Source organism: Actinoplanes sp. NPDC021490, from assembly GCF_055562135.1.
In genome coordinates this window covers 134,821-149,979 of the sequence record NZ_JBVHFW010000023.1, presented here as the reverse complement: position 1 = coordinate 149,979, position 15,159 = coordinate 134,821, and the positions used below count along the sequence as shown (strand labels likewise).

Genomic DNA, 15,159 nt, shown 5'->3' with positions numbered 1-15,159 from the left:
CTCAGGACACCTTCATCTCGTCGATCGGGGGATCGTTGACGCGGACGCCGGCCGGCCGCACGACGAAGCAGCGCAGCCACCGCACTTTCGAGGGCAGGCTGAACGGAACCGGGTACGGCACCTCCGGATCGAGGTCCAGACCGGACACGTGAGCGACGGTTGTGCCCTGCTCCGGACGCGCCGGCAGGACGTCGCCGATTCCCGCGACCAGTCGCACCTCCACGCCCTCGCAGAGCTGGTCGGCGGTCAGGCGCAGCTCACGACGACGGCTGAGGAAATTGCCGGTCCGGATGACCTGCCAGTCCACGGTGGCCACGGTCCCGTCCACCGCGACCGTCACGGCCGACGCCTTGGACTCGCCGCCCATGCCCCGGACCACGCTCTGCACGGCGACCCGTCCACCGGAGTGCCCGATCGGCAGGTGGCATCCCTTGGCGGTGAACTGGCCCCGGCTGATCAGCTCGCGGCTGGTGGGCGCGGCCGCCCCGGCCGGGGTGAAGGTGACCTCGGCCAGATTGACCGACGGCGGCCAGACCCACGAGACGGTCACCTCGCCACCGTTGCGGCGCACGAGCAGCCGGGTGACCGGTTCGATCACGGCCACCGCGACCGGTTCGCCGACGATCGCGGTGCCGGCCGAGGGGTGCAGCGTGAAGGCGGTGTAGAAGTGCCGGCCACTCGGCACGGTCGCCTCGAGCTGCACCTCCGGTCCCTGCACCAGGCGGTCGCCGATCAGCGGTTCCCCGTACGCCTCGACGTCGGCCCGGGTGACGGTGGCGCCGGCCGGCCAGGTCGGCGCCGCGTCGGACCGGCGCACCGAGACCGTGCCGGCGGCCGGGGCGGCCCAGGTCACGTTCGCGGTGGCGGTGCGGGCGTCGACCGCGACGGCGTGCACGCGGATCCGCCCCACGAACGGCGGGGCCGCCTGACCGGTGGTGGCCCGGGCCACCACCATCCGGGAGAACGCCTCGCCCCCGGCGGCGTCGCGATAGACGGCGACGATTCCGTAGAAGACGTCGGCCTCGCTCGCCCCGTCGGTCAGGCCGCCCCGCGTGCAGGCGATCTCGGCGCCGTCGTCCGGCGAGGCGGGCGGGCGCCCGGTGGTGCGCCGCACCCGGACCGTCTCGGCGTCGGAGTGCACCCGCCAGGAGCAGACGATCTCGTCCTGCTGGGTGCGGACCTGCACCGCGGTGACCGGCGGCAGCACCCGCTCGACCGTGACGGCCGCCCGCGACCAGTCGCCTCCGGTGCTGGCGAACACGCCGTAGTGCAGGTCGCGGGCGGGCGCGGGATCCTTGTCGACGGCTTCGGGGACGCTCGGGTCGCCGGCCACGACGTCACCGTCGGACGCCGTGCGCGGCGGGCGGTCGGATCGCACGACCCGGTACCGCAACAGTTCGGGCGACGCGGTGTACGGCGGCGACCAGCCGAGCCGCACACCCTGCTCGGTCACCCGGGCGACCAGATCCCGTACTGGTGGCGGCGGCAACCCCTCGGACCGGCGGCGCAGGTCCTCGTCGTCGTCGGCGATCCGCAGCGCGTCCCGCAGGTCCTTGGCCGCGTCCTCCTCGCGCCCGTCCCGGATCGCCCGCTCGGCCTCACGGCGCAGCTCGCCGACCTGATCGACCAGGTTGCCGACCGTCTGCCGCAACTCCGCGCAGGCCGGATCCGACTCGGGCACCTGGGCCACGGCCTGGGCCGCGGCGCGCAACTGCCCGTCCGCGAGCAGTTCCCGCACCCGGTCGGCCGGTCCGGTGACGATGAGCGCGGGCAGGTTGCTGACCACGGTCTGCGCGTCGCCCAGGATCAGTCCGGCGCTGGTGGCCGACTCGATCAGCAGGGCGTCGGCGAGATTCTGGGCCCGCAGGTCCTGCAGCCGGTCGACGATCTGGAACAACGCGACCGTACGCAGGTCGACGCCGTTGCGGGCCGCCGTGTCGAGCAGGCCGAGGGCCTCCTTGCCGGCGCGCAGCTCGTGCGAGTCGGCCACCCGTTCCATCTCCTGCCGGCGCCGGCCCAGAACCGCGGCGCCGAGATCGACCGGGTCCCGGCCGAGCAGCGCGAAGGTGCCGCCGGTCAGCTCGGGCCGGATCAGCTGCACCACGGTGGGCACGTCAAGCTGCCGCTGCAGGTCGAGGAGCCGTTTGTACGCGCTGCCGGGCAGCCCGCTGGCCGTGGGCAGCTCAACCGGCTCGACCAGCCGCAGGCCCGCGAGCCGGACCGCCTCGTCCGCGCCCGGCCGGCTGAGCGACGGCCACTGCCGGGCGATGGTGGCCAGTTGCTCGGCGGTGATCCGGCCGACCGACCCGTACGCGTTGCGCAGCACCTCGGCGAAGCGCCGCGACTCGGCGTTGACCGCGTGCTCGTGCTCCTCGGCCTGGCGCTTCCACCACCGGGGGTCGTACATGTCGTCGCCGTGCTCGGCCCGCAGACGCTCGTCCCGGCCGATCAGCTGCGCGCAGACGTTCGCGGCCGCGCCGACCCCGCCCTGCCGGCGTTGCCAGAGGCTGCGCACATCCTTGAGCCGGGCCCGGAGCTCGCTCTCCGACATGTCCGGCGTGACCGCGTACTGCCCGGCCAGGTCGTTCGCGGGCACGCCGCCCGGGTGGTCGCGGAGCGGGTTGATGACCTGGCTCATGTAGGCGCCGGGATCGAAGGCCATCGGGTCAGGCCCTCACCGTGATGCCCGCGACGAGTTCGGTGGCCTCCCGCACTTCCTCCTCGCTGAGCACGCTGACCCGTACGTTGATCTTCAGCTTCTGGCCCGACTTCGGCTCGACCGCCGTCAGCTCCAGGTCACCCTGCTCGTCGATCGCCATGTCGATCTCGATGGGCGAGCGGAGGGGCAGCGGCGGCAGCCCGGTGATCGTGCCCTCGCCGCGGTCGACCGCCTTGTTGGCGGACAGCTCCGGCCCCTCGGTCGACCCGGCCTGCTCGTAGATCTCGATGTGGACGGCGGTCTGGCCCTGCTCCACGGTCTGCGCGTCGAGGCGGCGGGCCCCGCTGGGCAGCTGCTCGTCCGCGTGCACCATGTGCTCGATGTAGTACCGCTCGGGCTGCGAGCGCCAGTCCGGGTCGGAGGTGTCGCGCAGCTTCACGCCGAACGCCTTGGGCAGCACGTTGACGATCTGCTTCTCGGCCATCGCGGCCAGCGCTTCCTCGTCGACCTCGCTCAGCCGGGCCAGCGTCTTGATGCGCCCCTGCTTCTGTTCCTCGGTCGGCGGCTCCTCGCCGGCCCGGTCCCAGTCCCAGAGGGCGCGGCTGACCGCGAAGCGCGCGGCGCCCTTGGCGACGGCCAGGTCGGGGTCGTGCAGGCGCGGCGACCAGCCCCACTTCTCGATGAGCCGGCGGGCCACCGCGGGCATCTTGCTCGACCCGCCGACCAGCAGCACGTCGTCGAGGGCGGCCGCCGGGTCGTCCACGCCGAGCTTCTCGCCCAGCTTCTCCAGGGTCCGCCCGGTGTATTCGATCGTCCGGTCGAGCAGGTCGCGGGTGATGTCCTCGAGGATCTCCTGGGTCACCTCGATCTGCGCCACCGCGCCCGCGAACCGCAGCGGCACCTTGCGGCTCTTCACGTTGGACAGCTGCCGCTTGACGTCCTCGGCGGTCAGCGCCAGGTCCTGCATGAACTGCTCGTCGAGGGTCGGGTCCTCGGCCGGCTCGGCCCGGGCCATGAACTCGTCGATCAGATAGCGGACCAGGCGGGCGTCCCAGTCGAGGCCGCCCAGCTGCTGGTCGCCGTCGGTGCAGAGCACCTCGATCTTGTCGTCGGAGATGCGGATGGCCGTGGTGTCGAACGTGCCGCCGCCGAGGTCGTAGACCAGCACGGTGCGGGTGCCGCCGGTCGCGACCTCGTACTGCAGAGCGGCGGCGACCGGCTCCGGCACGATCCCGGTGACGTCGAGACCGGCGATCCGGCCGGCGTTGCGGGTCGCGTCGCGCTCCAGCATGCCGAAGTAGGCGGGCACGGTGATCACGGCCTGGCGTACGTCGGCCTGGGTGTGGTCGCGGGCGTCCTGGGCCAGCTGCTTGAGGATCAGCGCGGAGATCGCCTCGGCGCTGTAGGAGCGGCCGTCGAACTCCCAGTTGACCTCCTTGCCCATGCTGCGCTTGACGCGTTCGACGACCCGCGCCGGATATAGCCGGGACACGTTCTTGGCCGCCTCGCCGACCAGCACGTCGCCGGACTCCTCCTCGAAGTAGACGACCGAGGGGGTGGTCTCCTGGTTGGTGACGACGTTGCGGATCACGGCGGGCCGTCCGGTGTCGTCGATGTATGACACGACCGAGTACGTCGTACCCAGGTCGATTCCGAGGAAGGTCAGGTTCTCGTCCGACATCGCGGTGTCGTCCTTTTCTGTCACGGGGTGGATGGGTGGGGAGTCATCGAGTAGTCGGCCTGCTCGGGCACGATCACCGGCGCCGCGGCCTCGGGTGGCGTCCAGCGGTGGACCCGGACGGCCGACGGCGCGGCCGGGCGGCCGGTCTGCACGTCCAGGTAGCCGTCGGTGATCACCTCGGCGACCGTGCCGTCCTGTTCCGGGGTGGCGGCCGGCACGGTGCCCATCGCGCGCTGGACGGCCGGGTCGAAGGCGCTGCCGGGCTCCGGGGCGACGACCACGATGCTGCCGCGTTCCAGGGTCAGCTCGAGGCTGTAGGCGAACGACTGCAGCAGCTCCGCGGTCTGCCCGGCGCTGAACTGCTCGGGCAGGCCGGCCACCGTACGCAGGATGTCGTGCCGCAGGCGCTGCAGATCGGTCAGCAGCGGGCGCAGCACCAGCTGCCGCTCGCCGGCCCGCAGCCGCTGGTTCTCGTCGTGCAGCCGCTCGATGATCTGCTCGCGGGCCGCCGCCCGTTCGTGGGCGCGGACGATCTGCCCTCGAAGCTCGGGCAGTTCCCGGCCCAGCACCTCGGTCAGCTCGGCCAGGCCGGCCACGACCGGGTCCGGCTCCGGGTGGCTGTCGGACTCGACCGTTTCCTCGTCCACCGCTTCTCCCTCCACTGCGCCGTCACGTCCACCGTTCTCTGACGGACAGAACTCCCCGCCCTCTGTCCGTCAGAGAACGGTGGGACCAAAGGACCGGCGGAGGAGTGGCTGTGGACAGGATTCGGCGGGCCGTCACGGGGACGATGCTGTCCCTCGTGCTGCTGGCGGCGGCGGTCCCGGCGGGGGCCGCACCGGCCACCGAGGACGAGATCTACGCCGCGCTGGGCGTCGACCGCGTCGCCGCCGACTACGTCGTGATGGTCGACGTCTCCAGCTCGATGCGCGAGAAGAACCGGTACGCGCAGGTCCGGAGCAGCCTGCGGTCGTTCATCGCGGCCCTGGCCCCGGAGGACCGGGTGAGCCTGGTGACGTTCGCCGACGGGGCCAAGGTGGTCCGACGGGCCGGGCCGGCCGGGCGGTCACCGGACGCCGTGCTGGCCAACCTGCCCAAGCAGGCCGACGGCGCGCACACCGACATCGGCGCCGCCATCGAGGAGAGCACCAAGCTGCTGGCCCGGGCGGGCGCCCCGCCGACCGCGACGGTGCTGATGCTGACCGACGGGCGGCACGACCCCGGTCCGGGCAGCGCCTATCCGTACGCCGAGGGCTACTCGTGGAATCAGCTGCGGGCGACGGCCGGGAAGCTCAAGAAGACGTCGCTCAACGTCTACGCCGTCCCGCTCTCGGGATCGACCGGGGCCGCGCAACTCGCCAAGGTCTTCCCCGGCGCCAAGGTCCTGGCGCCGGTCTCGATCGACCGTCTCAGCTCCCAGCTGGAGCAGCCGAAGGCCGCGGCCCGGGCGGCCAAGGCGCGGGTCGCTCTCGGCGACGACGCGAGCCGCGGCGTGACGGTGGCCTGGCCCGGCGAGGTCCGGGACGTCGGCGCCGGCCACACCGACCTGCGGGTGACGCTGCGCTCCGAGACCGCCCACGTGCCGCTGGTCGTCGACGGTCTGACCGTGAACAGCAGCGACCCGGGCGTACGGGTCACCGTTCGGCAATCTCCGGTGACCCTGTCTCCAGGTGGTACGGCCGAAGTCACCATCCGCATCGACTGGGATGCCGGGCCCCGGCGGGCCGCCCCGATACACAAGGTGACCGGCGCGACGTCCCTGACCCTGACCGGAACGGTCGACTCCCCCTGGTATCCGACGATGCGCGGCAGCCTGGGCATGTCCCCCACCGCGGCCATGTCCGGCGGCGAGACGCCGGTGGACCTCGAAGCGCAGCGGGGCAGCCTGCCGTACTGGATCGGCGGCGCGATCCTGCTGGTGGCGGTGGTGATCGCGCTGGTCGTGCTGCGCCGCCGCCGGCTGCGTCCCGAGCTCTGGGGGCGGCTCGACGTCCGCCCGCCCGGCGGCGAGGAACGCAAGGTGCCGCTCAGCGGGCGGGTCTTCGCCCTCAACGCCGGCACCACGGGCCTGCCCGGACAGGGCGAGGTCAGCGCCGTCCGCTCCTCGGTGGGCGCCGCCGACGTGGCCCTGTCCATCACCTACTCCCGCAACGGTTCGGCGCAGGCCCGCGAGTCCGGCCTGTGCGGTCCGGGCGAGAGCGTGACCCTGAGCGGCGCGGTCTTCACCTGGCAGGCGACCGCGGCGGTGCCGCGCGGCCGGACACCGGACCGGTCGCGGTCGCTGCGATGAACGCCGCCGCCGAGGAGGGCCTGGCGGCGCTGGACCGCTACGACGAGTCGGACGACCCGGCCGATCTGATCGCCGGGGCCGCCGCGCTGGAACGGGCCCTGGCCGAGGCGCCCGACGAGCCCGGCAGCCTCGGCTGGGCCTACGCGGCCGGCAGCGCGTACGGGGAACTGGCCGAGCGCACCGGCGAGGCCGCCCACTACGACGACGCGATCCGATGGCGGGCGGTGCTGGCCGACTGCCTCGAGCCCGGCGACCCGGACCGCGACGAGATCGTCGTGCACCTCGCCGACCTGTGGTGGGACCGTTCGTGGCAGCGGCGATATCGACCCGAGCCGGTCGACGACCTCGACGACCTGGTGGCCGGTCTCGCGACGGTGAGCGGGGACGGCACCCGCCCCACCGTCCGGCTCTATCTGCGGCTGCTGCACGGCCTGGCGCTGGGCGAGCGGGCCGGCTCCGATCACGACATCGACGCGGTGGCGGCCGGCTGGATGTCGCTGTGCGCGGCCACCGACGTCGGCGAGTGGGTCACCACCGGCCGGCTCGCCTTCGCCGCGCGGCTGATCTCCGAGACGGCGCGGCAGGCCGGGCGGTTGGAGCAGGCCGAGACCGTGCTGCAGACCGCGCTGGCGTTGACCGAGCTCGACCCGGCGCTCGCCGCCGAGCTGCGGCTGTGCCTGTTCTGGGTGTCCGAGGACCGATGGGCGGCCACCGACAAGGACGACGACCTGGACACGGCGATCAGCAGCGGCGACCGGGCCGCCCCGCTGGAGGGCTGGGACCTCGCGATCCTCGGCGAGATGCTGCGGTGCCGCGCCGACCGGCAGCGGAGCCGGCCCGACGCCGAACGGGCCGCGGAGTCGCTCCGGACGGCGGCGGCCCGGACCGGCGACAGTCCCGGCGGCTGGATGATGTGGCAGTCCGCGGCGGCCGCGGAACGACTGGCCTGGGAGCTGGGCGGCGACCGGGATCGGCTGGAGGACGCGGCCGGCGCCTTGGACCGCGCGCTCGCAGGCGAGCTCGAGGACGGCGACCGGCTGAGCGTCTTTCAGGACCGGCTGAGCGTGGAGGTGAGTCTGCTCGACGAGGGGCTGATCCGGGGTGACGCCGGATCACCTCTGATCCGGCGACTCGTCGAGGACGCGCACCGGGTGCTCGACCGGGCCGTGCGCGCGGACCCGGACGACCGGGCCGTCTTCGCCGGACTGCTGGCCTTCGCGGAGTTCGGTGCCGTGGCGGCCGACCTCGGCCGTTTCGACCTTCCCCGCGTACGGGGCCTGATCGGCCTCGCCGCCACCGCTCGCCGCGACCTTCCCGAATGGGCCGCGATCATCGACTGGGCGACCGGCATGGTCGAACACTACGAGGACGGGCTGAACCCGGGACAGAGCTCCGACGGCGGCCTGGCCAGCCTCGCCCGGGCCGAGGCGGCCGGGGTGACGGATCCCGAGTTCCGGCAGCGCCTGACCATGGTCCTCACCCTGGCCGGTTACGGACGTTCGAGTGTCACCGGCGACTCGCGCGGCGGTGGCGCCGCCGGACAGAACGCGCGCATCCCGGTGGCGTCCGCGGGGGTCAAGCCCTTCGATCTGCAGACGCTCGATCTCTATTCACGCCTGACCGAGGCGCTGAGATCGAGTGACGCGGCCGCGGCGGTCGCCCTGGCCCAGGAGGGCCAGGAACTGCTGCGCGGCCGCGACCTGTCCCCCACCGACCAGCAACTGGGCGTCCTGTTCGACTCGCTGGCGCTGCTGGCCGACCCGACGTCGGCGCCGGTGCCCGCGGTCCCGGTGATCACACCGGGCGGCATGGGCGAGATCGGCCAGGTCGGCGGCGCCGTCATGGCCATCAGCGCGGCGATCATGCAGGCCGCGGCGCGCGGCGACACGGCGGGAATGCGTGCCGCGGTCGGGCGGATCGAGGACGTCCTGCGTCAGGTCTCGCCCGCGAACGCGCACCTGCGACGCATCGTCGCCGGGGCGGCCGCGATGCTGGGCGGCGCGGTGGCTCGCCTGCTGCCGGGCGATCTCGCCGCCGCCGGGCACGCGGTGATGCTGCACGAGCGGGCGATCGAGCTGGTCGGCGGCCTCCAGTTCCCGATGTGGGCCGACCTGACGGCGGGACTGGCCGAGATGCTGCGGCTCAGCGGTGAGACCGATCTCGCGCGCATCCGCCGGATCGGCATGTCCGCCCTGCAGGGCCACGCGTGGCAGGTCTTCGGGCAGTCCGGCACCGAGCACGCGCTGACGGCGGCCCGGGCCGCCGCCGCGCACACCGAACGTGTCGCCGGGTGGTGCCTGGCCGACCGCGAGACCGATCCGGCCGCGGACGAGGACCTGATCGCCGTGCTCGACGCCGGTCGCGGCCTGGTGCTGCGCGCCACCACCACGTCCCGGCGGGTGCCCGACCAGCTCGTCCGCCGCGGCCGGTCCGACCTGGCCGCGGAGTGGCGGGCCACCGCCGGGCAGGGCCGCGACCTGGTCAGCGGCCTGATCATGAGCGTCGTGCCGGGGATGTCGGCCGAGAACGCCCCGCAGGTGCCGGACGAGCTGCGTTTCCAGGTGCTGCGGGCACTGGGCGGCGACGAGGTGCTCGGCTACGAGCCGATCACCTCCGCCGAGGTCCGATCGGTGCTGGGCCGGCTCGGCGCGGACGCCCTGGTCTATCTGCTGCCGGGGCTGGCCGGCCGGCCGGGCCGGGCAGTGATCGTGCCGGCGACCGGCCGGATCGACGTCCTGACTCTGCCCGGGCTGCAGACCGGCGGTCATTCCCCGGTGCGGCGGTTCGCCGGGGCGAACGCGGATCCGCGGAACCTGGGACCGGCCGGGACGGAGGCCGAGCCGGACGTCGACGACATCTGCGAGTGGGCGTGGAACGCGGCGGTCGGCGACCTGCTGGCGTACGCGTCGCGGTGGCGCCGGGGCCGGCCCGCCCGGCTCGTGCTGGTGCCGATGGGGATCCTGGGCGTCGTGCCGTGGCACGGCGCGTTCACCGAGTCGGGCGTCGAGCGCCGTTACGCCGTACGGGAAGCGGTGTTTTCCTACAGCCCCTCGGCGCGTCTTCTCGTGGCGGCGGCGGAGAGCCTGCCGTCCGCCGAGCCCGCCGCCCTGGTCGTCGGCGATCCGACCGGGGACCTCCGGTACGCCGGCATCGAGGCGCGCGCCGTGCACCAGGCGTTCTATGGCACCGGCAGCTACTTCGGCCATCCGGTCGCCGAGGCGGCGCGACCGGGTTCGCCGCAGGACGTGCTGGACTGGCTGGGATCGGTGCCGGACTCCACACCGGCCGTGCTCCACCTGGCCTGCCACGGCGCGATCGATCCGGCCCGGCCGGCCGACGCGCATCTGATGCTGGCGGGCCGGGAACGTCTCACGCTCGGCGCGCTCCTCGACCGGGCCGCGGCCTCGGCGACCGACCTGTCCCAGGTGTTTCTGGCCGCGTGCACCACCAGCGTCAGCGGCGACGACCACGACGAGGCTCTCAGCCTGTCCACGGCGTTCCTGGCGGCCGGCGCGCGCACGGTGTTCGGGTCGCTGTGGCCGGTGCCGGACGGCGGCACCGCGCTGCTGATGTTCATGGTGCACCACTTCCTGCGGGCTGACGGCCTCAGCCCGGCCGATGCGCTGCACCAGGCCCAGCTATGGATGCTCGACCCGGACCGGGTGGCGCCGGCCGACATGCCCCGGCAGCTGCGGGTCCGCTGCCGCCCCGGATCCGCCTTCGACCTCGCCTCCTGGGCCGGGTTCGTGCACCTGGGACGCTGAGCCTCGGGCCGATCAGAGGCCGCGCAGCATCAGGCAGTCCCACTGGGCCGTGTCCCGGCCGGGAGGCGTGCCCGGCCGGCCCGGCACCGGCGTGCGGCCGGGGTCACGCATCCACCGGCGGACCTGACGGACCGCGGTGGCCGGGTCGAGACCGTCGACGATCAGCCGGTGGTGCAGCACGAACAGGGCCGGGCCGGCGATCGGCGGGGGCACGTCCCGGGTCCAGCCGATCACCCCGGTGAACCCGGCGTCGAGCAGCGCGTCGGACAACGCCACGAACCCCGGGCCGTACCGCTCGACGACGGCCAGGCCGCCCCGCCGCGTTCCGTCCCGCGCCACACGACCGGCGTCCGGCGGTTCGCCCCCGAGGTACAGCAGCGAGGCGTCCCAGCCGCTCGAGGCGGAATCCGGATAGAACGCTTTCCGCAGCCCGTACGGGTCGTCGCCCACGAAGACCGGCGCCTCGGCGAACTCGGCCCGGGACCGGCCGGCCAGCGTCACGAGCTGGGCGCCCGACGACACGTAGGAGACGATGCCGTCGCCGACCGGCAGCGCACGGTTCCCGGCGACCACGATCCGGTGCGGCAGGGGTGTGCCGTGGGCGGCCGGGACGAAGCGGCCCGTCGGCACGTCCAGGAGCGTCACCCCGGCGGGGCGCGGAAGCACGAACGCCTGCGCACCGGCTTCGCGGGCCGCCATGCGTACGGCCGCGAACCGCTCGGCCAGGACGGTCAGCAGGTGCCCGGCCGGATGGCGCTCGTCGAGCCGGCCCGCGAGGGTGACGGCGACCGAGGCCAGGGCGGCGGGCTGCGCGAACAGGCCGTCCGCGATCGCGAGCAGATGCTCCCCGGCCACTCGGGGGTCGTCGTCCTCCCAGCCGCCGCCGTCGTCGAGCAGGCTGCGCTGATAGAGGGCGAAGGCGGCCAGCAGCCGGTCGCCGGCCCGTTCACCCCCGCCGTGCACGATCGAGCTGGTCAGCGCGACCAGTTCGTCGACCGTGGCGGTGTCCAGTGGCGTCGCGTCGGGCAGCAGCCGGGTGGCAAGCGCGGCATGCAGGTCGGCGCCCCGCACGAGCCGGTCCCGTACGAGGCGGCGCAGCGAGTCGAGGTCCGTTGCCGCCTCGGGTCGTGGCCGGGGGACGACCGGGGTGACCACGACGGGTTCCGGTCCGGGCACCACGGCGACGGGATAGTCGATGGCGTCGCCCGCGGCGATCCGGTCGGCGTCCAGGTAGGCCGGCATCGGCGGCGTGTTCCCGCCCGGCGCGGCGTCGTGGCGCAGCTTCTCCTGCAGTTGCTGCAGACCCTGCATGGCCGTCATCAGGGGCTGGAAGTCGGCGCCGCCCGGGCCGGTCATCCGGCCCAGCATGCTGCGCATCGATTCCACCGTGGAGGACAGGGTCTGTGCCATGTGACCGAGCTCGGCGTTGGCGGCCGGGCCCTCGTGGACCCGCCGGAAACACTCGGCGGCCAGGTCGAGGTTGTCCGCGCCGGGCAGCTCCGATCCCGTACGGGCGGCCGTGAGGATCGCGTCCTGCGCCTGCAGCGAACGGGTCGCCCGGGTCATGTAGAGCTGACCGAGGATCATCCGGCAGGTGTCGCGCTGCAGCGGCGCCAGCCCGCCGGTGTCCAGCGCCTCGCGGATCAGGTCGATGGCCTCCTCGCGCCGGTCGGGTTCGCCGCCGTACGCGACGACCCGCCCGCCGATCAGCGTGCCGAGGTGAGCCACGGCCTGGGTCCGCATCACGTCGCCCGGATCCAGGTAGCCCACGGCCTCGGTCATCACCGTGATCGCCTCGTCGACGTCGGGCAGACCGGCGGTCGTGCCGGGGCCGATCTGCCAGTAGCGCATCGCGAGCAGCTGACCCAAGTCGAGCAGCGGGCGCCGCCGCGCCGGGCCGGTCATCCGGGCCAGCGCGGCCCGCGCCTTGGCGATGTCGTCGTCGTACATCGGTGACTCCTACTGTCCCCAGTGCATGAAGCCGGCCCAGGCCACCACGTCGGCCGAGTCGGCGCCGGCCAGCTGACCGCGCAGCGGTGCGGGCAGCAGGCCGAGGTCGTGGCCGGGGTCCAGCATCCACAGCTGGGCCTCGCGCAGCGCCTGCCACGGCGGCCGCCGGTCGATCATCCGATGCCGGTGGAACATGAACATCAGCACCGAGGTGGCCCGGTCCGGGATCCCCCACTGGGTGGTCAGCACCGACCGGGCGCCCCCGGCCAGCAGGGCGGTTCCCAGGCTGTAGGCCTCGTCGTAGCCGTGGATGGACAGGCCCGTCCGGCAGGCGGCCAGCACGACCAGGCCGATCTCGCGGTCGGGGGCCCGGCTCATCAGCTCGACCAGTTCGTCGGCGGCGAGCGCGTCACCGCCCGCCAGCAGCAGGTGCGACGTGGTCACGGCGCCGCTCGACTCGATGACGCCGTGGCAGGCCAGGTGCAGCGTGGAACCGGCATCCGGGGTGGTGGCGGTGAGCCAGGCCCGCACCTCGTCGGCGGCGCCGGTGCCGGAGGGGCTGGGCGTGCCGTCCAGGCGCCGGCCGACATAGCGGGCCGCGCGATAGAAGGTGCGCTGCACGGCGTAGGCCTCGAGCCGCGCCGCCGGCAGATCGGGGGCCGCCCCGGCGGTGTCGGGGTCGCCGACGACCAGCCCGAGCGGGTCGGCCGGCACCGGCGCCATCGCGGCCGAGTGGCACAGCATCCGGGCCGACGCCGCCTGCGAGATGGCGATCCGCTGTACGGCGTACCGCCCGTCGGGCCCGCGCGCCGCCTGCCACGGGATCCGGGCCAGCTCCCCCATCGGCACCAGCACCACCCGCGGGACGCGGTCGGGGTGCGGGCTGGTCAGCCGGGGCAGCGCCCGTTCGATCAGGGGGCCGATCGCCGCCCGCCAGGCCCAGTCGCACATGGCCGCCAGCGCGCGGCCGAACTCGTCGTCGGACGCCCGGAGGTCGCGCTGCGCCGAGTCGCGGCGGGACAGGGCGGTGAGGAACCGCTCGACGTCCACGTCCTGCTCGACCCGCATGAACGGCAGCGCCAGAAAGGCCGGCGGACCGCCGACCGACGCGATGACCGCGAGGCCGGGCTGCACCCCGTCGGCGGGCACGAGATAGACCAGCGCGTCGGCGTCGAGGGCGGCCAGCGCGCCCCGAATCTCGCCCAGCGTCGGAGCGTCCAGCAGGTCGGTGTCGCCGCCGGCCTCGGTCAGGGCCGACCACACCTCGGCGCGCAGATCGGCCGGGACGGCGTCCGCGTCGCCGCCGGCGCTGGCCGCCCGCCACCGCGCCGCGAGCCGGGTCCGCCCGGCCCGTTCCAGCCGCTCGGCCAGGCCCCGGGTCTGGGTCGCCGCGAACAGCGTCAGCCCCCGGCCGGCGTCGAGCGCGCGCAGGGCGTCGGCCGGGCCGCCCTCGCCCAGGCATTGACGCGCGATGTCGATGGCGTCGCGGGCCGCGTCCCGCACCGCCGCCTTCGCCGCCGTCCGGTTGGGCTGCACCAGGGCCCGCCAGGCGTAGCCGCGCAGGCCCTCCAGGGCGGACAGTCCGGGCCGGACGGCGTCCGGCAGACGCCGCCGCAGCGTGGTCAGCATCTCGTTGATCATCGACCAGTGCGGGTGGTGCGGGCCGCCGGCCAGCGTACGGGCCTCGTCGAGAACCTTCGCGGCCTCGCGCACGCTGTCGAGCGGGCCGCCCAGCTCGTTGCGGCGCAGCAGCCCGAGCGCGAGCATGCCCAGATAGAAGGGCCGCTGCGGATGCGTGGCCGCGGTCGAGTCCAGCGCGTCCCGCACCTGGCCGATCGCCGCTTCGACCCGGGCCGGATCGGTCTCGTGGATCAGCGAGGTGAGGCCGGTGGCGGCGAGATAGAGCGCCCGGTCGTGGGCGGCGAGCCCGGGCTGGGCGGCCAGCTCCCGCAGGGCGGCCAGGTCGTGCTCGCTGACCGGGACGTCGGGGTCGGCCAGCACCCGGGCCATCGGCTCCATGGCCGCCGCCGCGTTGTCGGCCGAGACCCGCATCGGGTGGCCGGCCGGCAGCTGCGAGGTCGCCTCCCGGAGCCGGGCCAGCGCGGCCGCCGGGTCCTCGCCGCGGTCGTGAGCGGCCATCACCTCGTGCGCCCGCCCGACCATGTCGAGGGTGGACTGCATCGCCGGCACCCCGGCGAACCGGTCCCGGACGAGCGCGAAGTCGTCGGCCAGCCGGGCGACGGCGGATTCGTCGCCCTGATGCACGGCCTGCATGTACCGCACCACCATGCGGCTCAGGTCCGTCATCGTCGCGCCGCCGGGGCCGTCGGCCAGGGTGTCCAGCTCGGCCAGGGCCGCCCGCGAGTCACCGATCCGGCCCTCGGCCGCGGCCAGCATCAGCGCGATGGAACGGGCGCCCGGACGCCGGCGTTCCCAGTCCGGGTCGGCCGGCGGGTTCTGGTCGGCCAGGGCGAGCAGCGCGTCCAGATGCTTCAGGCGCGCGGGCTCGGGCACCGTCCCCGGCCGCAGCATCCGGTCGATCAGGCCGGCCGCGAGCGGGCCGCGTACGGGCAGACCGGCCGGAAGCGCCAGCAGCTCGGCCACCGCCTCGTCGAGGTCACCCTCACCGCGTACCGCCCGGCTGATGGCGGCACAGCGGGCGGTGATGTCCGCGTCGGCCATCGATGTCTCCTCCGGTTCGTCCCCTCGGTAATGACTGACGGACGGGACCGGAATGACTCACTGACGGACGGGACGGGGCCGCCGCGCTGTCCGCCAGAGCTGTCCGTCAGGACGAGGCGTAACGACGTACGAG

7 protein-coding genes are annotated in these 15,159 nt (G+C 74.3%); 2 read left to right on the top strand and 5 right to left on the bottom strand.

Features of this window, described 5'->3' with window-relative positions:
- Position 1 precedes the first annotated feature (1 nt).
- From ACZ3I4_RS42605 to grpE, 3 genes are read right to left on the bottom strand one after another with little or no spacing between them, the layout of a single operon-like run.
- On the bottom strand, positions 2 to 2,662 hold the full coding sequence (locus ACZ3I4_RS42605; protein WP_465387837.1) for a hypothetical protein: 2,661 nt from the start codon (positions 2,660 to 2,662) through the stop codon (positions 2 to 4).
- 4 nt (positions 2,663 to 2,666) lie between these two features.
- Positions 2,667 to 4,364 (bottom strand): Hsp70 family protein, encoded by a 1,698-nt coding sequence (locus tag ACZ3I4_RS42600; protein ID WP_465387836.1) that lies wholly within the window; start codon positions 4,362 to 4,364, stop codon positions 2,667 to 2,669.
- Positions 4,361 to 4,987: a nucleotide exchange factor GrpE gene (gene grpE / locus ACZ3I4_RS42595; protein ID WP_465387835.1), complete on the bottom strand. Its 627-nt coding sequence runs from the start codon at positions 4,985 to 4,987 to the stop codon at positions 4,361 to 4,363. Before grpE ends, ACZ3I4_RS42600 begins: the two co-directional genes overlap by 4 nt.
- A 110-nt stretch (positions 4,988 to 5,097) precedes the next feature.
- On the opposite strand from grpE, the gene ACZ3I4_RS42590 reads away from it, so the two are divergent.
- Both ACZ3I4_RS42590 and ACZ3I4_RS42585 read left to right on the top strand, forming a co-directional pair.
- Positions 5,098 to 6,630 (top strand): vWA domain-containing protein, encoded by a 1,533-nt coding sequence (locus tag ACZ3I4_RS42590; protein ID WP_465387834.1) that lies wholly within the window; start codon positions 5,098 to 5,100, stop codon positions 6,628 to 6,630.
- The gene (locus ACZ3I4_RS42585) at positions 6,627 to 10,394 is read left to right on the top strand and encodes a CHAT domain-containing protein (protein WP_465387833.1); all 3,768 of its coding nucleotides are present in this window, start codon (positions 6,627 to 6,629) and stop codon (positions 10,392 to 10,394) included. Before ACZ3I4_RS42590 ends, ACZ3I4_RS42585 begins: the two co-directional genes overlap by 4 nt.
- Before the next feature lie 12 nt (positions 10,395 to 10,406).
- Here ACZ3I4_RS42585 and ACZ3I4_RS42580 read toward each other — a convergent pair whose 3' ends face one another.
- The gene (locus ACZ3I4_RS42580; protein ID WP_465387832.1) at positions 10,407 to 12,344 is read right to left on the bottom strand and encodes a C15 family peptidase; all 1,938 of its coding nucleotides are present in this window, start codon (positions 12,342 to 12,344) and stop codon (positions 10,407 to 10,409) included.
- 9 nt (positions 12,345 to 12,353) lie between these two features.
- Entirely contained in the window at positions 12,354 to 15,026 is a 2,673-nt protein-coding gene (locus ACZ3I4_RS42575; RefSeq protein WP_465387831.1) for a CHAT domain-containing protein, read from the bottom strand.
- Positions 15,027 to 15,159 lie beyond the last annotated feature (133 nt).